This is a genomic window from Variovorax sp. FW301-JW7, assembly GCF_058788795.1.
In genome coordinates, this window is record NZ_JBYTBC010000001.1 from 935,372 (window position 1) to 955,579 (window position 20,208).

Sequence of the window (20,208 nt, forward strand, 5' to 3'; positions counted from 1 at the left end):
TATCCCATTCGGCAAGCTAAAATTCCGGGTTAACGCGGATGACCCCAGTCAGCGGCCATCCGCCTCGATTCCTTGATTTCCAACGCGCCCCCCGAGGCCCCATCGACCGTGACGCAGCCCGCACCCCAAGCCCTTCCTGTCGTAACCATGTTCGAGGGCGGCAGCGCACTCAGCGACTTCCGTGCACGGCAATTGCTGCCGAAGCTGCAGGCCATCGAGCCGCGCATCGAGGGCATTTCGGCCCGTTTCGTCCACCTGGTGGTCACCGATGCGTCGCTGGGCGACGCCGACCGCGAGCGCTTTGCCGCGCTCCTGACCTACGGCGAGCCCTTCGAGGCCCCGGCGGCCAAGGCGAGCGCCTCGGTGGTCGTCACGCCCCGTCTGGGCACCGTGTCGCCCTGGGCCTCCAAGGCCACCGACATCGCCCACAACTGCGGCCTGGCGCTGCGCCGCGTGGAGCGCGTCACCCAGTACCACCTGAAACTCAAGTCGCCGCTGATCGGCAAGGCCCCCGTGCTCGAGGGCGACGCCCTGGCCGCCGTGGCCGGCCCGCTGCACGACCGCATGACCGAATCGGCGCTCGCCGCGGTCGAGCAGGCGGCCAGCCTGTTCAGCGAACTGCCGGCCCAGCCGATGGCGCAGGTCGACGTGCAAACGGGCGGGCGCGACGCCCTGGTGGCGGCCAACACCGGCTTTGGCCTGGCGCTGGCGGAAGACGAAATCGACTACCTCGTCGAAGCCTTCACCCGCCTGGGCCGCAACCCCAGCGACGTCGAGCTGATGATGTTCGCGCAGGCCAACAGCGAGCACTGCCGCCACAAGATCTTCAACGCCAACTTCACCATCGACGGGGTGGCCCAGCCGCAGAGCCTGTTCTCGATGATCCGCCACACCGAGAAGCAGAACCCGCAGCACACGGTGATCGCCTATGCGGACAACGCCTCGGTGATGGAAGGCGCGACCATCGAGCGCTTCATTCCCGTCGAAGGCTCTCAGAGCTATCAAAAAGATAGCGCCCTGAGCCATGTGCTGATGAAAGTCGAGACGCACAACCACCCGACCGCCATTTCCCCGTTCCCGGGCGCCTCGACCGGCGCGGGCGGCGAGATCCGCGACGAAGGCGCCACCGGTCGCGGCTCCAAGCCCAAGGCCGGCCTGACCGGCTTCACGGTCTCGAAGCTCTGGCCGGAAGAGGGCCACTACGGCAAGCCCGAGCACATCGCCAGCCCGCTGCAGATCATGACCGAGGGGCCGCTGGGCGGCGCCGCGTTCAACAACGAATTCGGCCGTCCCAACCTGCTGGGTTACTTCCGTGAGTACGAGCAGGCGGTGGCGAGCGACCTCGACACCGTGCAGCGCGGCTACCACAAGCCCATCATGATCGCGGGTGGCCTGGGCAGCATCGACGCCACGCAAACCAAGAAGATCCTGTTCCCGGCCGGCTCGCTGCTGATCCAGCTCGGCGGCCCCGGCATGCGCATCGGCATGGGCGGCAGCGCCGCCAGCTCGATGGCGACCGGCGCCAACGCGGCCGAACTCGACTTCGACTCGGTGCAGCGCGGCAACCCCGAAATCGAACGCCGCGCGCAAGAGGTCATCAACCACTGCTGGCAGCAGGGCGCGGCCAACCCCATCCTCGCGATCCACGACGTGGGCGCCGGCGGCCTGAGCAATGCCTTCCCCGAGCTCACCAACGATGCCGGCCGCGGCGCGCGCTTCGACCTGCGCGCCGTGCCGCTCGAAGAGTCGGGCATGGCGCCCAAGGAAATCTGGTGCAACGAAAGCCAGGAGCGCTACGTGCTGGCCATCGCGCCCGAATCGCTCGACCAGTTCAAGGCTTTCTGCGAGCGCGAGCGCTGCCCGTTCTCGGTGGTCGGCGTGGCGACCGAAGCGCGCCAGCTGCTGGTGGCCGACGAAGGCGTGGCGGTGCAGCCGGTCGACATGCCCATGGACGTGCTGCTGGGCAAGCCGCCCAAGATGCACCGCGACGTGAAGACCGTCGCCCGCAGCTTCAAGCCGCTCGACCTCACGGGCGTCGACCTGCAGAAGGCCGCCATCGACGTGCTCGCGCACCCGACCGTGGCTTCGAAGCGCTTCCTCATCACCATCGGCGACCGCAGCGTGGGCGGCCTGACGCATCGCGACCAGATGGTCGGCCCGTGGCAGGTGCCCGTGGCCGACTGCGCCGTGACGCTGGCCGACTACAAGGGCTTCGCCGGCGAAGCCATGAGCATGGGCGAGCGCACGCCGCTGGCCGCGCTGGACGCGCCGGCCTCGGGCCGCATGGCCGTGGCCGAGGCCATCACCAACCTGCTGGCCGCGCCGATCGAACTCTCGCGCGTCAAGCTGTCGGCCAACTGGATGGCCGCCTGCGGCGAGCCCGGCGAAGACGCTGCGCTGTACGAGACCGTGAAGGCCGTGGGCCTGGAACTGTGCCCGGCCCTGGGCGTGTCGATTCCGGTCGGCAAGGATTCGCTGTCGATGCGCACGCAGTGGAAGGACAACGGCGAAGCCAAGAAGGTCACCTCGCCCGTGAGCCTGATCGTCACCGCCTTCGCCTCGCTGGCCGACGTGCGCGGCACGCTCACGCCGCAGCTCGACGCGACGGAAGACGACACCACGCTCGTGCTCATCGACCTCGGCCGTGGCCAGCACCGCATGGCGGGCAGCATCCTGTCGCAGACGCTCGGCCAGAGCGGCGACACCGTGCCCGACCTCGACGACCCGGCGCAGCTGGTCGCGCTGGTCAACGCCGTGAACGCGCTGCGCGCCGACGGCAAGATTCTCGCGATGCACGACCGCAGCGACGGCGGCCTGTTCGCCACCGCCTGCGAAATGGCCTTTGCCGGCCACGTCGGCGTGGCGCTGAATGTCGACATGCTCGTCACCGAAGGCGACGGCATTTCCGACAGCCGCATGGAAACCGGCGACGCCAAGAACTGGGCGCAGCAGGTGAGTGCGCGCCGCGAAGAGCTCACGCTCAAGGCGTTGTTCAACGAAGAGCTGGGGATGGTGCTGCAGGTGCGCACCGCCGAGCGAAACGACGTGATGCAGGTGCTGCGCGCCCACGGCCTGAGCACGCACAGCCACTTCGTCGGCAAGACGCGTCCCGCCAGCTCGGCCATGGACGCCGGCAAGGGCAAGCTCGAAGTCTGGCGGGATGCCAAGTCGGTGTTCAGCGCCTCGCTGCACGACCTGCACCAGGTGTGGGATTCGGTCAGCTGGAAGATCGCCCGTGAGCGCGACAACCCGGCCTGCGCCGACGCCGAGCACGCCGCGGCCGGCGTGCCGAACGACCCGGGCATGCATGTGTTCCTGCCGAACGCCCCGGTGGCACCGGCCATCCTGCAGTCGCGCCCCAAGGTCGCGATCCTGCGCGAGCAGGGCGTCAACTCGCACGTCGAGATGGCCTATGCCTTCACCGAAGCCGGCTTCGAGGCCTTCGACGTCCACATGACCGACCTGCAGACGGGCAGGGCGGACCTGGCCGCGTTCAAGGGCGTGGTCGCCTGCGGCGGCTTCAGCTATGGCGACACGCTGGGCGCCGGCATCGGCTGGGCGCGCAGCATCACCTGCAACCCGAAGCTGGCCGAGCAGTTCAAGACCTTCTTCGGCCGCGCCGACACCTTCGGCCTGGGCGTGTGCAACGGCTGCCAGATGTTCGCCGAGCTGGCCGACATCATCCCGGGCGCCGAGGCCTGGCCGCGCTTCACCACCAACCAGAGCGAGCGTTTCGAGGCGCGTCTGTCGATGGTCGAAGTGCTCGAGTCGCCCAGCATCTTCTTCGCGGGCATGGCCGGCAGCCGCCTGCCGATCGCGGTGGCGCACGGCGAGGGCTATGCCAACTTCAAGCACCGCGGCGACGCCGCCAAGGCCATCGGCGCGATGCGCTTCGTGGACAACCACGGCCAGCCCACCGAGCAGTACCCGTTCAACCCGAACGGCAGCACGGGCGGCCTGACTTCGGTCACCACGCCAGACGGCCGTTTCACCGCCGTGATGCCGCACCCGGAGCGCGTGTTCCGCAACATCCAGATGAGCTGGACTTCGGGCGACAAGAGCGATCTGAGCCCGTGGATGCAGATCTGGCGCAACGCGCGCAAGTGGGTGGGTTGATCGGGCGACGTCGGGCCGTGCAGGCGGCCTGACGACGGCCAACGAAAAATGCCCTCCAGGCTCGGGTCTGGAGGGCATTTTTCATGGGGGTTGGTGCGCCTGGGGCGCCGTCGATCAACGCTGGCTGTTCAACATCGATGCCTTGAACGACAACACGTGCGTCTTCGCCGCTTCGGCTGCCGCGTCGGCGTCGTGCCGCTGCAGCGTGGCGACGATGGTGCGGTGCTCCTCGATCACTTCCGCCAGGTGTCCCTCGGCGGCCAGTGAGATTGCCCAGAAGCGCTGCGAGCGCGCGTGCAGCACGCTCAGGATGTCCTGCAGCATGGCGTTGCGCGCCGCCGCCGCGATCTTTTCGTGGAAGAGGCGGTCGAGGTTCATCACCGACATCGCATCGCGCCGTTGCGCCGCGGCTTCGAACTGCTCGGCGATGGCCTGCAGCTCGGTCAGCTCGGCCTCGGTGATGGCCGCCGCGGCCAGGCGCATGCAGAGCACCTCGTTCACCAGCCGGACCTCGATGAGTTCCAGCGCGTCGTTGATCGACAGCGGCGAAGCCATCGCGCCCTTGCGCGGAATGATGCGGACCAGGCCCTCGGCCGACAGGCGGTGCAGCGCCTGGTTCACCGGCGTGCGGCCCACGCCCAGCCGCTCCATCACCTGGGCGGTGTTGAGGTATTCCCCGGGCTTGTAGGCCAGGGTCACCAGGGCTTCCTTCAGGCGCAGGTAGGCCGTCTCGTTGAGGGAGATGGCTGCTTCGGGCCGCCGGACGGGGGCTTTGCGGGCGGGCGTGGCTGCGTTCATCGGGGCGGGAGGGTCATGGTGGAGTTCCCCGATGGTACCTGCGGGAAATCCCTTTGAAGTTTTTGTGGACTCACTGTAATATCGTTGTGAAATTTCACTGAAACTTCAACGAAGCACCGCTATGAACCTGTCTTTCGAACTTCCCGAGGGGAATGCCCCGCACACGCTGAGCTTCGAGGCCAGGCACCTCGTGATCGCCGGCTGGACCGGACGCGACACCGCCGCCATCGAGCACCACATCGAGGAACTCGCCGAACTCGGCGTGCCCGCGCCCAGCGCCGTGCCGCTGTTCTACCGGGTGGCCACCCAGCAGCTGAGCCAGGCCGATGTCGTGCAGGTGGTGGGGGCCGACACCTCGGGCGAGGTCGAGCCGCTGCTGTTCCTGCACGGGGGCGAGTTCTTCGTCTCGATCGGCTCGGACCACACCGACCGCGCGCTGGAAGCGCACAGCGTGGCGCTGTCCAAGCAGATCTGCGTCAAGCCCGTGGCGCGCAGCGCCTGGCGGCTGGCCGACGTGCAGGAGCGCTGGGACACGCTGGTGCTGCGTTCGTGGATCGAGGAGGGTGGTGAATGGCGCCTCTACCAGGAGGGCACGCTGGCCGCGCTGCGCTCGCCGGCCGATCTGCTGGCGCGCTGCGCCGCGGCCGACGGCGAACCGGCAGACGGCTTCGCGATGACCTGCGGCACGGTCGGCGCCATTGGCGGCATCCGCTCGGCCGCGCGCTTTCGCATGGAGCTGGTGGACGAACACACGGGCCGCCGCATCACGCACGAGTACCGCGCGGTCTCGCTGCCGATCGTCGCCTGACGCACGAGGACCGCACATGTCCGTCGCGATCTCCCTCGAAGCCGCCCGCGCCGACCTGGCCGCAGGTCGCACCACTTCCGCCGCGCTGACCGCATCGGCGCTGCAACGCATCGCCGACCCTGCCGGCGAAGGCGCGCGCACCTTCACGCGCGTGTTGACAGAGCGCGCCCGGCACCTGGCGCGCGCCTCCGACAGCCTGCGCGACGCCGGCGTCGTGCGCTCGCCGCTCGAAGGCCTGCCGGTCTCGGTCAAGGACCTGTTCGACGTGGCCGGCGAAACGACGACCGCCGGTTCCGTCGTGCTGCGCGACGCGCCGCCCGCCGCGCACGACGCCGAGGCCGTGCAACGCCTGCTGTCGGCGGGCGCGGTGCTGGTCGGCAAGACCAACATGACCGAGTTCGCGTACTCCGGCCTCGGCCTCAACCCGCACTACGGGACGCCGGCCAATCCGTGGCAGCGCGGCGAGCGGCGCATTCCCGGCGGCTCGTCTTCGGGCGCGGCCGTGGCGGTGGCCGACGGCATGTGCGTCGCCAGCGTCGGCAGCGACACCGGCGGCTCGGCGCGCATTCCGGCGGCGCTGTGCGGCATCACCGGTTTCAAGCCGACGGCGCGCCGCATGCCCGGCACCGGGCTCGTGCCGCTGTCGCACAGCCTCGATGCGGTCGGTGTGATGGCCCTCGACGTGGCCGGTTGCGCGGCGATGGATGCGGTGCTCTCCGGCGTGTCCGAGGCGCTCAGGACGCTGCGCTTGCGGCAGGCGCGCTTCGCGGTGCCGACCACCTTGGTGCAGGAAGGCATGGACGCGCACGTCGCCGCAACCTTCCAACGCGCGCTGCGGCGCCTCTCGGCCGCCGGCGCACAGCTGGTCGAGCTGGCGGTGCCTGAGTTCGACGAGCTCGCGGCCATCAACGCCGCTGGCGGCTTCAGCGCCGCTGAGTCATGGGCGTGGCATGCCGAGTTGATCGAACGCAGCGGCAGCGGCTATGACCCGCGCGTGCTCAGTCGCATCCTGCGCGGCAAGGACTTCACGGCGCGCGCCTACCTCGCGCTGCAGGCGCAGCGGGCCGACTGGCAACTTCGCGTGGCCGCGCGCCTGGGCGAGTTCGATGGCTGGCTCATGCCGACCGTGCCGCTGGTGGCGCCGCGCATCGACGCCCTCGAAGCCGACGACGCGCAGTACGTCGCCGTCAACGCCGCGATGCTGCGCAACCCCTCCATCCTCAACTTCATGGACGGCTGCGCCATCTCCTTGCCCTGCCACACGGCCGGCGAAGCGCCCGTGGGCCTGAGCCTTGCTGGCCTGCCGATGCGTGACGCCGCGCTGCTCGCGTGGGCCGCCGACATCGAACGCACCCTGCGCGCCACCGCCGATTGACCCGTCTGCCAACCCTCAAGAAACTCCGGAGAACCTCATGACCCAGCGCTTCCGTTTCCCGCTCGCCTCGTTCGCGTGCTTTGCCGCCGGCTTGGCGTGCATCGTGCCCGCCGCCCACGCGCAGGACGCCTATCCGTCCAAGCCGATCCGCATGGTCGTGCCGTTCCCGCCGGGCGGCAGCATCGACATGACGGCGCGCCTGGTCGGCCAGAAGCTCTCGACGGCCCTGGGCCAGCCCGTGCTGGTGGACAACCGTCCCGGCGCCAGCGGCAACATCGGCATGGACTACGTCGCCAAGGCGCCCAAGGACGGCTACACCTTGCTGATGGTGCACACCGGCCTGGCTTCCAACGGGCACATGTTCGCCAAGCTGCCCTACGACCCGATCAAGGACCTGGCACCCGTGATCCGCGTGGCCGACCAGCCCAACGTGCTCATCATGAATCCCAAGTGGACGTTCAAGAACGTCGGCGAGCTGGTGGCCTATGCCAAGGCCAACCCCGGCAAGCTCAGCGTCGGCACCTCGGGCGTGGGTGGCCCGCAGGACGTGGCCGCGCGCCGCTTCATGCAGATGACCGGCACCGACTTGCTCAACGTGGCGTACAAGGGCGGGGCGCCCGCGCTGTCCGACCTGGTCGGCGGCCAGATCGACATGATGTTCGAAACCTCGCCGACCGCCGTGCCCTACGCCAAGAGCGGCAAACTGAAGGCGCTGGCGGTCACGGGCGACAAGCGCGTTTCGACTTTGCCCGACGTACCGACCGTGGCCGAGTCCGGCGTGCCGGGCTACCGGTTCATGGGCTGGGTCGGGCTGGTGGCGCCGGCCGGAACGCCGGCACCGATCATCGCCAAGCTCAACGAGCAGGTGCAGGTGCTCCTCAAGAACGCCGACACGCAGAAGCAGTTCACCGACCTCAGCCTGGAGGTCATCGGCGGCTCGGCGCCAGACTTCACAAGCTTTGTGCGCAAGGAGTCGAACGACTACGCCCGGTTCGTCAAAGACTTCAACATCACGCCGCAATGAAAAAAGCCCCGCGACTGCGGGGCTTTTTTGCTAGGGGAGATGGCCTGAGGCTTACTCGACCTTGGCCTTTGCACGCAGGTCTTCCTGGTACTTCTGCAGGCGCTGCTGTTGCAGCTGCTGCGTGATCTGCGGCTTCACTTCTTCCAGCTTCGGCAGTTGGGCCTGGCGGATGTCGTCGACGCGGATGATGTGGTAGCCGAACTGGGTCTTGACCGGGGCAGGGGTGGTCTCGCCCTTCTTGAGCTTGATCATCGCTTCCGAGAACTCGGGCACGAAGCTGGCGGGGTTGGCCCAGTCGAGGTCGCCACCGTTGGCGCCCGAACCCGGGTCCTTGCTCTGCTTCTTGGCGATGTCTTCGAACTTGGCGCCCTTCTTCAGGTCGGCCATGATCTTCTTGGCCTGGTCTTCGGTCTCGACCAGGATGTGGCGGGCCTTGAATTCCTTGCCGCCGTTGGCTGCCACGAACTTGTCGTACTCGGCCTTCACGTCGGCGTCGGACACCGCGTTGGTCTTGCGGTAGTTCTCGAACAGCGCGCGGATCATGATGGCCTGGCGGGCGAGCTCGAGCTGGTTCTTGTAGTCCTCGGTGGCGTCGAGGCCTTGCTTCTGCGCTTCTTGCATGAACACTTCGCGCGCCACGATTTCCTCGCGCAGCTGGCTTTGCATTTCAGGCGTCACCGGGCGGCCGGCGGCAGCCAGCTGCTGGGCCAGAACGTCCATGCGGGCCTTGGGCACCGGCTTGCCGTTCACGATGGCTGCGTTCTGCGCCAGAGCCGTCAGGGGGAGTGCACCGATCAGCGCTGCGGCCGCAACGGCCTGCAAGATGTGTTTTTTCATGAAATGAATATCAGGCTGGAGAGGAAATGCGCGTGTAGGAAAAGGCGCGGGAAAGAAAGCAGGAATCAGGAGGAAGGAAGGAGAGGGTGGGCGGCCGCGGCAAACGCGGCAAGCAACCGATTGGACGACTCAGAGCACCTCGATGGCGATGGCGTGCAGACCCTGTGCGATAAAAACTTGGAGGGCATCATACACAAGGCGATGCCGCGCCACGCGGGGCTTCCCGTCGAACAGTGGGGACGCGATGCGCACCCGGAAATGGGTGCCGTAGCCCTCGGCATTGGCACCCGCATGGCCCGCGTGGGAGGCGCTTTCGTCGATCACTTCGAGCTGCGTGGGCGCCAGCGATGCGCGCAGCGCCGCCTCGAGCGCGGCCACGGTGGGCAGGGGAAAGGTGGTGGCGTCGGTCATGCGGTCGGCTTGTCTTCCTTGAGGTGCGGCGCGATGTACAGGCCCTGCGCCACCAGGAAGACGATCGGGAACACGTAGCCCCAGAGCTTGAAGTTGACCCAGGCCTCGGTCGTGAAGTACGCCGCCACGTAGCCGTTGATGAGCGCCATGAAGAGGCAGTAACCGATCCACGCCACATTGAGCCGGCCCCAGATGCGTTCGGGCAGCTCGAGCTGCGCGCCCAGCAGCATCTTCAGGAAGTTCTTCTTCAGCGCCCACAGCGCCACCGCCAGCGCGACGGCCATGGCGCCGTACAGCACGGTCGGCTTCCACTTGATGAAGCGGTCGTCGTGCAGCACCAGCGTGAGCGTGCCGAACAGCAGGATCAGCACCAGCGTGGCCTTCTGCATCGCCTGCAGCTTGCGTTCCATGGCGTAGATGACGGCCATCTGCACCACGGTGGCGGCCATCAGCACGCCGGTGGCGGTGTAGATGTCGGCGAACTTGTAGGCGCCGAAGAACAGCAGGATCGGAAAGAAGTCGAGGAGCAGTTTCATTTCTTTTGGAAGTCGAGCGACGCCGAGTTCATGCAGTAGCGCAGGCCGGTTTCGGTGGGGCCGTCGGGGAACACGTGGCCCAGGTGGGCGCCGCAATTGGCGCACACGTTCTCGGTGCGCACCATGCCGTGCGAACGGTCGACGATGTTGCGGATGGCGCCGGGCACCGCTTCTTCGGAGAAGCTGGGCCAGCCGCAGCCGGCGTCGAACTTGGTGGCGGCTTCGAACAGCTTGGCGCCGCAGCAGATGCAGTGGTAGGTGCCGTCGTCCCAGTGGGCTTCGTACTTGCCGGTGAAGGGGCGTTCGGTGGCGGCGTGGCGCGTCACCTCGAAGGCGGCGGGTTCGGCTCCCCTTTTAGCGAGCAGGGCTTTCCATTCGGCGTCGGTTTTCTGTACGGGCGTGGTCATGATGAGCAGCTGATTTCGATCGTGGAGGCCCAGTCGGGCGGGAAGCCGGCGTAGTCGTCGGCACCGGGGTGTTCTTCACATGGGGTTTGGAGCAGCGTCAGCAAGGTTGCCACACCCGCGTGGTCCTTTTGCTGACTGGCTTCGATGGCCTGCTGGCCCAGGTGGTTCCGCAGCACGAACTTGGGGTTCGACTGCAGCATCAATTTTGCCGCTTCGGCACGCTGCGATTGTGCATGGCGCTCCGAAAAAGAGAGCAACCAGGCATCGAAGCCGGCCCGGTCGAGGAACAGGTCGCGCACCGGCTCCACGTTGCCGTCCGCCATGTGGTTCGACAGGCGGCGCCAGAAGATGGTGTGGTCGACCTTCTCGGCCGCCATCAGCTTGAGCACGCCCTCGATCAGCGCGCGGTCGCCCTCGGCGGGCGCTGTGAGGCCCAGCTTGGCGCGCATGCGGTCTTCGAAGGCGTTGGGGAACACGGTCTTGTACGACTCCAGCGCGGCCACGGCGACTTCCTGGTCGCCGATCAGCGGCAGCAGCGCCTGCGCCAGGCAGAACAGGTTCCAGTAGGCGACGTTGGGCTGCTGGTTGAAGGCGTAGCGGCCCTGGGTGTCGCTGTGGTTGCAGATGTGGCGCGGGTCGAAGCCGTCGAGGAACTGAAACGGCCCGTAGTCGATGGTGAGCCCGAGGATGCTCATGTTGTCGGTGTTCATCACCCCGTGGCAAAAGCCCACGGCCTGCCACTGGGCGAGCAGGGCGGCGGTGCGCTCGCTCACGGCCTCGAGGAAGGCTGCGTAGGCGTTGCCGTTGAAGCGCGCGGTGGTGCGGCACTCGGGGTAGTAGCGGTCGATGACGTAGTCGGCCAGTGCGCGCAGCTCGTCTTCGCGCTGGTTGGCGGCGAAGTGCTCGAAGTGGCCGAAGCGGATGAAGCTGGGCGCCACGCGGGTCACGACGGCGGCGCTTTCCAGCTCTTCGCGGCGCACGCGGGCGTCGGAGCCCGTCACGCACAGCGCGCGCGTGGTCGGAATGCCCAGGCCGTGCATGGCTTCGCTGCACAGGAACTCGCGGATGCTCGAGCGCAGCACGGCGCGGCCGTCGCCGCCGCGCGAGTAGGGCGTGCGCCCCGCGCCCTTGAGCTGCACCTCGAGCCCGCCCTCGGTCTCGCCGAGCAGGATCGCGCGCCCGTCGCCCAGTTGCCCGGCCCAGACGCCGAACTGGTGGCCGCTGTAGACCGTGGCGAAAGGCCGCGTGCCGGCGACCGGCAGGCTGCCGGTGAGCGCGGCCAGCGTGGTGTCCGACTCGCGCCAGCCGGGCGGCAGGCCCAGCTCGCGCGCCACGGCGTCGCTGTGGCCGACCCAGTACGGGTCGGGCAGCGGCGTGGGGCGCAGTTCGGTGAAAAAAGCGGGGCCCAGCGTCGAGAAGCCGGGCTTCCAGCGCAGGCCCAGGTCGGCGACCGGGGTGTCTTCGGCTAACAAGCTCATGCCCGGATTGTCCGGCAGGCCGCGAAACCCCAGGCCACAGAGGCCATCGGGGACGTGGGGCGGAGGCCTTCGATCAGTTCAGCAGCGCGCCGCGCAGCGCCCCGGCGCCGTCGAGCGCGAGGCTCGCGCGGTACTGGGCCGGCGGCAGGCCGAACCAGCGCTTGCAGGCGCGGAAGAAGTTGCTGACGTCCACGAAGCCCAGCCGGTCGGCCACGTCCGCGAGCGTGTGGCGCTGTTCGGCCAGGTACTGCTTGGCGAGTTCGCGGCGGGTGCGGTCGAGCAGCGCCTGGAACGACACCGACTCCTCCTGCAGGCGGCGCTGCAGCGTGCGGTCGGCCAGCCCGAGGCCCGAGGCCACGTCCTGGCGGCGCGGCTCGCCGTGCTGCAGCCGGCGCGCGATCTCGGCGCACACCAGGCTGGCGGTGGTGGTCTGGCCCAGCAGGTTGAGCTGGTCTTCGAGCAGGTGCTCCTGCATCTCGCCCAGCGCCGGGTGGTGAGTGGGCAGCGGCATCGTCATGTCGGCCGACGACAGCAGCACGCGGTTGGCGGGCGCGTTGAAGCGGATCTCGCAGCCGAAGGCCTCGCGGTGCAGCCGGTCGTGGGCCGGCGGCGGGTAGACGAATTCCATGGCCAGCGGCTGCAGCTCGCGCCGCGTGAGCCATTGGCACTGCATGAGCACAGTCAGCAGGGCGTACTCGACGCGCTGGCGCGGAATCGGCAGGCTGCCGCCGGTGTGCTCCATGACCATCCAGCAGCCGCGCGCGTCGGACTGCAGCGAGAAGGCGGTGGCGTCGGAGATCACGGCCATGTAGCGCGTGAGCCGCGTCAGCGCCGCGCCCAGGGTGGGGCTGCAGGCCATGGCGTGGCCCACCGTGCCCAGCTTGCTGTGCGTGGCGGCCAGGTCGCGGTCCAGGCCCAGCGTGGGCCGCCCGGCATGCGCCACGGCCACCTGCCACAGCACCGAGATCTCGTCGACCGGGATGCGCGCGTTCTGGCGGTGCAGCGAGTCGGGGTCGAAGCCGGCGTCGCGCAGCAGCGTGGGCACGTTCAGCCCCTCGGCCTCGAACATCGACAGCACCCCCTCCAGCCAGGCGGCCGAGCTGGTGCGCAGCTCAGGCTGCGGACAGCCGGGGCGGCGCGACGGCCGGCGCGAATGGCGCGGCAGGGAGGCTTCTGAAGTCATTCGATTGGCTCGCTTGCGATAGCAGTGAAAACGGGGCCGGTTCCTAGAATTTTTCCAGTGCACGGCGGCCCGGAGTATGGGTGCCGCGCGCCGAGCCAGGCATTCCGATTAACCCGGTGTGGAGACAAAACATGAAGACAACGACAACAGCACAAAACCAGGGTGCGGCAGGACAAACGGCGATGGCGCGCGCCATTGCAACGGTGGCCACGTTGGCCGCTGCGGCGGCGCTCGCGGCCTGCGGCGGTGGTTCGTCGGGGGCGACAGCCTTTCCCGTGCTGCCGCCGGCACCGGCTCCAGCGCCCGCTCCGGCGCCCGCCGCGGACGGCCCGATGGTGCGCCAGACCACGGCCGGCAAGGTCGAGGGCGTGGACGACAGCGCCAGGAATGGCACCTGGTCCTGGAAGGGCGTTCCGTTCGCCCAGCCGCCGGTCGGCGCGCTGCGCTGGCGCGCACCGGTCGAGCCCGAAGCCTGGACCGGCATCCGCTCGGCCAAGGCCTTCGGCAACGCCTGCCTGCAGATCGGCCGGATCTTCAGCCCCGGCACCAGCAACACCTACGACGCCACTATCGGCACCAACCTGGGCAAGCCGGTCGGCAGCGAAGACTGCCTGTTCGTCAACATTTGGCGCCCGGCCACCACCGAGAAGAACCTGCCGGTGCTGCTGTTCATCCATGGTGGCAGCAACATTTCGGGTTACACGGCCGATCCGCTGTACGACGGCGCGGCACTGGCCAAGGCCACCAATGCGGTGGTCATCACCGCCAGCTACCGGCTGGGCATCCTGGGCTTCCTGAACATGCCGCAGCTGCGGCCGGGCGGCACGGCGGGCGACGACTCGGGCAACTTCGCGCTGCTGGACAACATGGCGGCGCTGCGCTTCATCCAGGGCAATGTCGCCAACTTCGGCGGCGACCCGGGCAACGTCACGCTGTCGGGCGAATCGGCCGGAGCGACCAACCTGCTGGCGGTGATGACCTCGCCGATGGCCAAGGGGTTGTTCCACAAGGCCTTCGAGATGAGCGGCGGCATTTCGCTCAAGACCAACCTGCCGCCGGGCACGCTGCCTTCGCTGCAGCCGGTTGAGGCCTCGCTGGCGCAGGGCGAGGGCATCCTCGAGAAGCTGCTCGTTGCCGACGGCACCGTGGCCGATGCAGCGGCGGCCAAGGTGTATATCGGCAAGCGCACGCCGGCGCAGATCGCCGAGTACATGCGTGCGCAGGCGGGCGGGACGCTGCTGACCCAGGTCACTGCAGCCGGGCTGGGCAGCGTGGCGCCCATTCCCGATGGCACGGTGTTGCCGGCGGACCCGATCGGCGCCATCGCGGCCGACAAGTACGTCAAGGTGCCCATGCTCGCGGGCAACACGCGGGACGAAGGCAAGCTCTTTGCGTCGCTGCTGGGATCGCTGGGCATCCCGGGCCTGAAGGCGGGCTGGATCGTCAAGGACGACGCGCGCTTCTCGATGATGTTCAACTTCAACCCGGACGCCGCCCCCACGCTCACGGTGAACGAAATCATCGACGCATCCTACCTTCCGGTAGGTACTCCCCGCACGGGCTACAACGCTGCGACCGACATCGTCACGCAGGGCCTGTTCGGCGCCAATCGCGACAACCTGCTCAACACCATGAAGACGCGCCAGTCGAACATCTGGCACTACCGCCTCGACTGGTCGCAGGAGGCCGCGCCGTGGAACGACGTGTACGGCGCCGCACACGCCTTCGACCTGCCGTTCGTGTTCGGCAACTTCGAGGGTTCGCTGCTCAGCAACGTGATGGGCGGCAAGGCCAACGAGAAGGGGCGCGTGGCGCTGTCGAAGGCCGTCATGGCCAGCGTCGGTGCCTTCATGCGCAACGGCGATCCGAACACGCCTGAACTCGGTGCCACCTGGGGAACGTGGCCCTCGCAGTTGCTGCTGGACGCCACGCCCACCGCCACGAAGATCACCGCGGCACCCTGATCAAAGGGATCGCCGTCCCGCCCCGAGACGCGCCCGGGCAACGCATGACATCAACCAAAAACGATAACGGAGACAACACCTTGAGAATTTCCACGCACCCCCGCCGATGGCACCTTGCCGCGTCGCTGCTTGCCACCGTGGCGGGCCTTGCGGCCTGCGGCGGCGGCTCGTCGGGCAGCAGCGGATTCAGCTTCTTTCCGCCCGCCGCCGAAACGCCACCCGCGCAGCCGCCGGTCACGCCCGAGACGGGCCCGGTCCGCAAGTGGGGCTACATCACGCTGCCCGACGGCAACAGGATGCGCTACTCGCTGCTGCTGCCCAGCGGAGGCAACGCCACCTATCCGCTGCTGGTCGAGTACGACGGCTACAGCTCGGGCTCGGCCCCGAACATCGGCCAGCGCTGGCTGGCCGAGGGCTATGCGGTGATGGGCCTCAATCTGCCGGGCACCGGCTGCTCGACGGGCGACAACCAGGTCTTCGACGCCAGCACCGGCGCGGCCGGTGCCTTCGCCCTCGAATGGGCCGGCAAGCAGCCATGGTCGAACGGCAAGATCGGCATGATCGGCTACTCGTACTCGGGCTACAACCAGCTGTGGGTGGCGGCGCACCGGCCCAAGGGCCTGCTGGCGATCACGCCCAGCAAGAACGTGACCGACCCGTACCGCGACGTGGGCTACCCGGGCGGCATCAAGAACGTCGGCTTTCCCGCGCAGTGGTGGGGCGGCTTCCCGGCCACCTGGAACCGCGCGGCCGCGCTGGCCGCCAAGCTCGACGGCGACACGGAGTGCGCCAAGACCGTGGCCGACAACATCGAGAAGCTCAAGCGCCCCGATCTCGACCTGACCAAGTGGCTCGAGAACCCGTATGCCGACGGCCTCTACGTGAAGCGCAGCGCGTTCTACGAGACCGGCAAGATCGACATTCCCGCGCTGGGCACCCAGTCGTGGCAGGACGAGCAGATCGGTCCGCGCTCGGGCTACTACGAAGACACCATGGCGCCCGAAAAGATGTGGCTCGTCAGCTCCAACGGCGACCACCACACCAACGTCACCTCCGACTACATCGACGGTACGCTGAAGCGCTTTCTCGCCCATTTCGTGAAGGGCGAGGACAACGGTTTCGAGAAGGAGCCGCACGTGCGCCTGCTGCAGGAAATGCAGCAGACCGACCAGAAGGCGATCAACGGCGCCGCCAAGCTGAAGCAGACGGCCGTGGCCGAGTTCGACCGCCTGCCGGTCAAGGTCAAGCCGATGCGCCTGTGGCTGCAGCCGGGCGGCGGGCTCGCCGATGCCAAGCCGACCGCCGGCGCGGCCTCGTCCGACTACCGGTATCCGGCCAAGAGCCCTGTGGTGAACAACCCGGCCGCCGAAGGCTGGCAGGCCGTGGCCGATGCCGAGAAGGACGGCCAGCTCACCTTCACCACCGCCGCCTTGCCCGACGACCTGAGCTTCTACGGGGAAGGCTCGGCCGACCTGTACCTGAGCGCCACCGCCGACAGCACCGACCTGCAGGTCACGGTGTCGGAAGTGCGCCCCGACGGCAAGGAGATGTTCGTGCAGCGCGGCTGGCTGCGCGCCTCCAAGCGGGCGCTCGACGTCAGCCGCTCCACCGAGCTGCGCCCCTTCGGCGACTTCACCCAGCCCAAGGAAGCGCCGCTGCAGTCCGGCCAGCCCAACCTGGTGCGCATCGAGATCCAGAAGTTCGCCCATGTCTTTCGCGCCGGCTCCAGCATCCGCGTGACGGTGGACTCGCCGTCGCAGACCGGCTTCTGGCTGTTCGGCAACGACACGAGGCCGTCGACCAACACGCTGTGGCACCAGGGCGCGAATGTGTCGAGCATCGTGCTGGGCTATGTCGCCTACCCGCATGCGGCCGACCGGCCCGAGTGCGGCAAGACGCTGCGCCAGCCGTGCCGCGCCAACGTGGTGACGGTGCCCGCGGGCACCGGTCCGAAGGCGCCCACTTGAGCCGCTTCGTTCAATCATGCAGTGCGGGTTTGTGTCATTGTGCAAGTGGCCGAAGCTTGCGTGAATCTCTCGTTCGCAACGCTTTTTGAAGTCATTTCACATAGGAGTCCGTAGATGCTGGGTTTGATGCAAGACCAACCGCTTTTGATCTCGTCGCTGATCGAGTTCGTCGAGCGCCACAACGGCGACGGCGAGATCGTCTCGCGCCGTGTCGAGGGTGATATCCACCGCTGCACCTGGAGCGACATCGCATCGCGCGCCAGGCAGGTGGCCAACGCGCTGGACGGCGAGCAATTGCTGTTCAGCGACCGCATCGCCACCCTGGCCTGGAACGGCTACCGCCACCTGGAGCTGTACTACGGCGTGAGCGGCAGCGGCCGCGTGCTGCACACCATCAACCCGCGCCTGCACCCCGACCAGATCGCGTGGATCGCCAACCATGCCGAAGACCAGATCCTGTGCTTCGACCTGAGCTTCCTGCCGCTGGTGCAGGCGGTGCATGCGCGTTGTCCCACGATCCGGAAATGGGTTGCACTGTGTGACGCCGACAAGCTGCCGGCCGACAGCGGCGTGCCCAACCTCGTGAGCTACGAGGCCTGGATGGGCACGCAGTCCACCAGCTACGACTGGCCCACCTTCGACGAGAACTCGGCCTCGAGCATGTGCTACACGAGCGGCACCACGGGCAACCCGAAGGCCGCGCTGTACAGCCACCGCTCGACCATGCTGCACGCCTACGCTGCCGCGCTGCCCGACGTCATGCGCATCTCGGCGCAAGACTCGGTGCTGCCGGTGGTGCCGATGTTCCACGTCAACGCCTGGGGCATTCCGTACTCGGCCGCGCTGGTGGGCTGCAAGCTCGTGTTCCCGGGCCCGTCGCTCGACGGCAAGTCGGTGTACGAACTGATCGAAGCCGAAGGCGTGACCTTCGCGGCGGGCGTGCCCACCGTGTGGCAGATGATGCTGGGCCACATGCAGACCAACGGCCTGAAGTTCAGCAAGCTGAACCGCACCGTCATCGGCGGCTCGGCCTGCCCGCCGGCCATGATCACGGCGTTCCAGGAGAACTACAACGTCGAGGTGCTGCATGCCTGGGGCATGACCGAGATGAGCCCGCTGGGCACGCTGTGCACGCTGAAGAACAAGCACCTGTCGCTGCCCGCCGACGCGCAGCTGCAGATCCGCATGAAGCAGGGCCGCGCCATCTTCGGCGTCGACATGAAGATCGTCGACGGCAACGGCGACGAGCTGCCCTGGGACGGCAAGGCCTACGGCGACCTGTTGGTCAAGGGCCCCTGGGTCGTCAAGGAGTACTACAAGGGCGAGGGCGGCAACCCGCTGGTGGCCGACGCCGCAGGCCGCGGCTGGTTCCCCACCGGCGACGTAGCCACCATCGACGCCGAGGGCTACCTGCAGATCACCGACCGCAGCAAGGACGTGATCAAGTCCGGCGGCGAATGGATCAGCTCCATCGACATCGAGAACATCGCCGTCGCGCACCCGGCCATCGCCATGGCGGCCTGCATCGGCGTGTTCCACCCCAAGTGGGACGAGCGCCCGATCATCGCCGTCGTGAAGAAGCCCGGCGCCGAAGTCACCCGCGAGGAGCTGCTGAAGTTCTACGAGGGCAAGACCGCCAAATGGCAGATCCCCGACGACGTGGTGTTCGTCGAGGCCATTCCGATCGGCGCCACCGGCAAGATCCTCAAGACCAAGCTTCGCGAACTGCTCAAGGACTACAAGCTGCCGGGCCTCTGAAGCACGGCAAAGCCCACCCGCACTGTCGCGCACGCGATAGGAAGGCCGCCCCGGCGGCTTTCCTTCCGGGCATTCCCTGTGCGGCGAAGAAAAGGGCGCTTGTACGCTGGCGTCCCGCCTCTTTCACTCAGGAGACTCTTCATGCACTTCGGTATCAAGTCAGTGGCAGCCTGTGCCATGCTGGTGAGCGTTTCAGCGTCCTTCGCCCAGAAGGGCGAGACCGTCAAGATCGCCTGGCTCGACCCGCTGTCGGGTCTCATGGCGGCCGTGGGCACCAACCAGCTCAAGACCACCCAGTACCTGGCTGACGAGTTCAACAAGAAGAATGCCTCGGGCGTGAAGTTCGAGATCATCGCGATCGACAACAAGCTGAGCCCGCAGGAGACCACCGCGGCGCTGCGTTCGGCGCAGGACCAGGGCGCGCGCTACATCACCCAAGGCAACGGCTCGGGCCCGGCGCTCGCGATCATCGACGCCGTCGAGAAGAACAACGCGCGCAATCCCGGCAAGGAACTGCTCTACCTGAACTACGCGGCGGTCGACCCCGACCTCACCAACAGCAAGTGCAGCTACTGGCACTTCCGCCTCGATGCCGACACCTCCATGAAGATGGAAGCGCTGACCACCTGGATGAAGGACCAGGCCGACATCAAGAAGGTCTACATCCTGGGCCAGAACTACTCCCACGGCCAGCAGGTGTCCAAGTTCGCCAAGGAAGACCTGAAGGTCAAGCGCCCTGACATCCAGATCGTGGGCGACGACCTGCACCCGCTCGCGCAGGTGCGTGATTTCTCGCCGTACATCGCCAAGATCAAGGCCTCGGGCGCCGACACCGTCATCACCGGCAACTGGGGTTCCGACCTCTCGCTGCTCATCAAGGCGGCGAACGACTCGGGGCTGGACGTCAAGTTCCTCACGTACTACGCACCGGGCGCCGGCACGCCCACGGCCATGGGCGCCACCTCGGCAGGCAAGGTCTACACCGTGGCCTATGCCCACTACAACATGGGCGGCGAAATCCAGCGGCTGCTGGCCGGCTACAAGAAGAAGATGAACGACGACCTGACGCAGTCCTCGATCTATCACACCTTCGCCTTGCTTGATGCTGCCTTCGTGCAGACCAAGTCGACCGACCCCGTCAAGGTGGCCGCGGCGCTCGAAGGCATGAAGATCAAGAGCTTCAACGGCGAGGTCGAGATGCGCAAGGCCGACCACCAACTGCAGCAGGGCCTGTACATCTCGCGCTGGGAGAAGGCCAGCGCCAAGTACCCCTATGACGCCGAGAACACCGGCTACACCAACGTCCCCGTGAAGTATTACGAGTCGTATGTGGCGAGCACGCCCACGACCTGCCAGATGAAGCGCCCCTAGGCGTCTTTGTGAACGCATTTCCTACCCATCGGTAGAAGATACCTACCGCCGGGTAGCAAAAGAAGGAAATGCACTGTCGCCTGCGCGATAGATACGTGCCTTTGCAGCCCCTTCCTTACGGGCATTCCCTGAGGGGTGGGGTGGCAAAGACTTGTACGCTTGTGCAGCGTTTTTG

At 67.6% G+C, this 20,208-nt stretch carries 15 protein-coding genes; 8 read left to right on the top strand and 7 right to left on the bottom strand.

Annotated elements, in window-relative coordinates; all coding sequences use genetic code 11:
* The first annotated feature begins 147 nt into the window (after nucleotides 1-147).
* The gene (gene purL / locus AC3WQM_RS04225) at nucleotides 148-4,116 is read left to right on the top strand and encodes a phosphoribosylformylglycinamidine synthase (RefSeq protein WP_492677055.1); all 3,969 of its coding nucleotides are present in this window, start codon (nucleotides 148-150) and stop codon (nucleotides 4,114-4,116) included.
* A gap of 114 nt (nucleotides 4,117-4,230) precedes the next feature.
* On the opposite strand, the gene AC3WQM_RS04230 is transcribed toward purL, so the two are convergent.
* Nucleotides 4,231-4,914, bottom strand: coding sequence for a GntR family transcriptional regulator (locus AC3WQM_RS04230; RefSeq protein ID WP_492677056.1), 684 nt, complete (start codon nucleotides 4,912-4,914; stop codon nucleotides 4,231-4,233).
* 121 nt (nucleotides 4,915-5,035) lie between these two features.
* Between AC3WQM_RS04230 and AC3WQM_RS04235 the strand changes: the two genes are divergently transcribed.
* The 3 genes from AC3WQM_RS04235 to AC3WQM_RS04245 are packed head-to-tail and all read left to right on the top strand — an operon-like array spanning nucleotide 5,036 to nucleotide 8,121.
* The gene (locus tag AC3WQM_RS04235; RefSeq protein WP_492677057.1) at nucleotides 5,036-5,722 is read left to right on the top strand and encodes a DUF2848 domain-containing protein; all 687 of its coding nucleotides are present in this window, start codon (nucleotides 5,036-5,038) and stop codon (nucleotides 5,720-5,722) included.
* A 16-nt stretch (nucleotides 5,723-5,738) separates the two neighbouring features.
* Complete coding sequence (locus AC3WQM_RS04240; protein ID WP_492677058.1) at nucleotides 5,739-7,097, top strand: amidase; 1,359 nt, start codon at nucleotides 5,739-5,741, stop codon at nucleotides 7,095-7,097.
* A 37-nt stretch (nucleotides 7,098-7,134) separates the two neighbouring features.
* Nucleotides 7,135-8,121 (top strand): Bug family tripartite tricarboxylate transporter substrate binding protein, encoded by a 987-nt coding sequence (locus AC3WQM_RS04245; protein ID WP_492677059.1) that lies wholly within the window; start codon nucleotides 7,135-7,137, stop codon nucleotides 8,119-8,121.
* A gap of 51 nt (nucleotides 8,122-8,172) precedes the next feature.
* Here the strand turns inward: AC3WQM_RS04245 and AC3WQM_RS04250 are convergent, their stop codons facing one another.
* From AC3WQM_RS04250 to AC3WQM_RS04275, 6 genes are all read right to left on the bottom strand, one after another.
* The gene (locus tag AC3WQM_RS04250; RefSeq protein WP_492677060.1) at nucleotides 8,173-8,958 is read right to left on the bottom strand and encodes a peptidylprolyl isomerase; all 786 of its coding nucleotides are present in this window, start codon (nucleotides 8,956-8,958) and stop codon (nucleotides 8,173-8,175) included.
* Nucleotides 8,959-9,087: 129 nt separating this feature from the next.
* Nucleotides 9,088-9,369 (bottom strand): BolA family protein, encoded by a 282-nt coding sequence (locus AC3WQM_RS04255; RefSeq protein WP_099789140.1) that lies wholly within the window; start codon nucleotides 9,367-9,369, stop codon nucleotides 9,088-9,090.
* Nucleotides 9,366-9,905 carry a septation protein A gene (locus AC3WQM_RS04260; RefSeq protein ID WP_062471286.1) on the bottom strand — a complete coding sequence of 180 codons (540 nt, stop codon included), beginning with the start codon at nucleotides 9,903-9,905 and terminating at the stop codon, nucleotides 9,366-9,368. Before AC3WQM_RS04260 ends, AC3WQM_RS04255 begins: the two co-directional genes overlap by 4 nt.
* Nucleotides 9,902-10,312 (bottom strand): peptide-methionine (R)-S-oxide reductase MsrB, encoded by a 411-nt coding sequence (gene msrB, locus AC3WQM_RS04265; RefSeq protein ID WP_492677061.1) that lies wholly within the window; start codon nucleotides 10,310-10,312, stop codon nucleotides 9,902-9,904. Before msrB ends, AC3WQM_RS04260 begins: the two co-directional genes overlap by 4 nt.
* Nucleotides 10,309-11,790: a protein adenylyltransferase SelO gene (locus tag AC3WQM_RS04270; protein ID WP_492677062.1), complete on the bottom strand. Its 1,482-nt coding sequence runs from the start codon at nucleotides 11,788-11,790 to the stop codon at nucleotides 10,309-10,311. Before AC3WQM_RS04270 ends, msrB begins: the two co-directional genes overlap by 4 nt.
* Before the next feature lie 73 nt (nucleotides 11,791-11,863).
* Nucleotides 11,864-12,955: an AraC family transcriptional regulator gene (locus AC3WQM_RS04275; protein ID WP_492677189.1), complete on the bottom strand. Its 1,092-nt coding sequence runs from the start codon at nucleotides 12,953-12,955 to the stop codon at nucleotides 11,864-11,866.
* A 200-nt stretch (nucleotides 12,956-13,155) separates the two neighbouring features.
* Between AC3WQM_RS04275 and AC3WQM_RS04280 the strand changes: the two genes are divergently transcribed.
* The 4 genes from AC3WQM_RS04280 (at nucleotide 13,156) to AC3WQM_RS04295 (ending at nucleotide 20,033) form a co-directional block, all read left to right on the top strand.
* Nucleotides 13,156-14,937: a carboxylesterase/lipase family protein gene (locus tag AC3WQM_RS04280; RefSeq protein ID WP_492677063.1), complete on the top strand. Its 1,782-nt coding sequence runs from the start codon at nucleotides 13,156-13,158 to the stop codon at nucleotides 14,935-14,937.
* Nucleotides 14,938-15,017: 80 nt separating this feature from the next.
* Nucleotides 15,018-16,904 carry a CocE/NonD family hydrolase gene (locus AC3WQM_RS04285; protein WP_492677064.1) on the top strand — a complete coding sequence of 629 codons (1,887 nt, stop codon included), beginning with the start codon at nucleotides 15,018-15,020 and terminating at the stop codon, nucleotides 16,902-16,904.
* A 114-nt stretch (nucleotides 16,905-17,018) separates the two neighbouring features.
* Nucleotides 17,019-18,662, top strand: a complete 1,644-nt coding sequence (locus tag AC3WQM_RS04290; protein WP_492677065.1) for a 3-(methylthio)propionyl-CoA ligase — start codon at nucleotides 17,019-17,021, stop codon at nucleotides 18,660-18,662.
* 141 nt (nucleotides 18,663-18,803) lie between these two features.
* Entirely contained in the window at nucleotides 18,804-20,033 is a 1,230-nt protein-coding gene (locus tag AC3WQM_RS04295; protein ID WP_492677066.1) for a branched-chain amino acid ABC transporter substrate-binding protein, read from the top strand.
* Nucleotides 20,034-20,208 lie beyond the last annotated feature (175 nt).

What these genes read in the sequence shown, in the direction of transcription:
- purL (WP_492677055.1), top strand. Translation starts at nt 148, where the DNA reads ATGTTCGAGGGCGGCAGCGCACTCAGCGACTTCCGTGCACGGCAATTG.
- AC3WQM_RS04230 (WP_492677056.1), bottom strand. Translation starts at nt 4,914, where the DNA reads ATGAACGCAGCCACGCCCGCCCGCAAAGCCCCCGTCCGGCGGCCCGAA.
- AC3WQM_RS04235 (WP_492677057.1), top strand. Translation starts at nt 5,036, where the DNA reads ATGAACCTGTCTTTCGAACTTCCCGAGGGGAATGCCCCGCACACGCTG.
- AC3WQM_RS04240 (WP_492677058.1), top strand. Translation starts at nt 5,739, where the DNA reads ATGTCCGTCGCGATCTCCCTCGAAGCCGCCCGCGCCGACCTGGCCGCA.
- AC3WQM_RS04245 (WP_492677059.1), top strand. Translation starts at nt 7,135, where the DNA reads ATGACCCAGCGCTTCCGTTTCCCGCTCGCCTCGTTCGCGTGCTTTGCC.
- AC3WQM_RS04250 (WP_492677060.1), bottom strand. Translation starts at nt 8,958, where the DNA reads ATGAAAAAACACATCTTGCAGGCCGTTGCGGCCGCAGCGCTGATCGGT.
- AC3WQM_RS04255 (WP_099789140.1), bottom strand. Translation starts at nt 9,369, where the DNA reads ATGACCGACGCCACCACCTTTCCCCTGCCCACCGTGGCCGCGCTCGAG.
- AC3WQM_RS04260 (WP_062471286.1), bottom strand. Translation starts at nt 9,905, where the DNA reads ATGAAACTGCTCCTCGACTTCTTTCCGATCCTGCTGTTCTTCGGCGCC.
- msrB (WP_492677061.1), bottom strand. Translation starts at nt 10,312, where the DNA reads ATGACCACGCCCGTACAGAAAACCGACGCCGAATGGAAAGCCCTGCTC.
- AC3WQM_RS04270 (WP_492677062.1), bottom strand. Translation starts at nt 11,790, where the DNA reads ATGAGCTTGTTAGCCGAAGACACCCCGGTCGCCGACCTGGGCCTGCGC.
- AC3WQM_RS04280 (WP_492677063.1), top strand. Translation starts at nt 13,156, where the DNA reads ATGGCGCGCGCCATTGCAACGGTGGCCACGTTGGCCGCTGCGGCGGCG.
- AC3WQM_RS04290 (WP_492677065.1), top strand. Translation starts at nt 17,019, where the DNA reads ATGCTGGGTTTGATGCAAGACCAACCGCTTTTGATCTCGTCGCTGATC.
- AC3WQM_RS04295 (WP_492677066.1), top strand. Translation starts at nt 18,804, where the DNA reads ATGCACTTCGGTATCAAGTCAGTGGCAGCCTGTGCCATGCTGGTGAGC.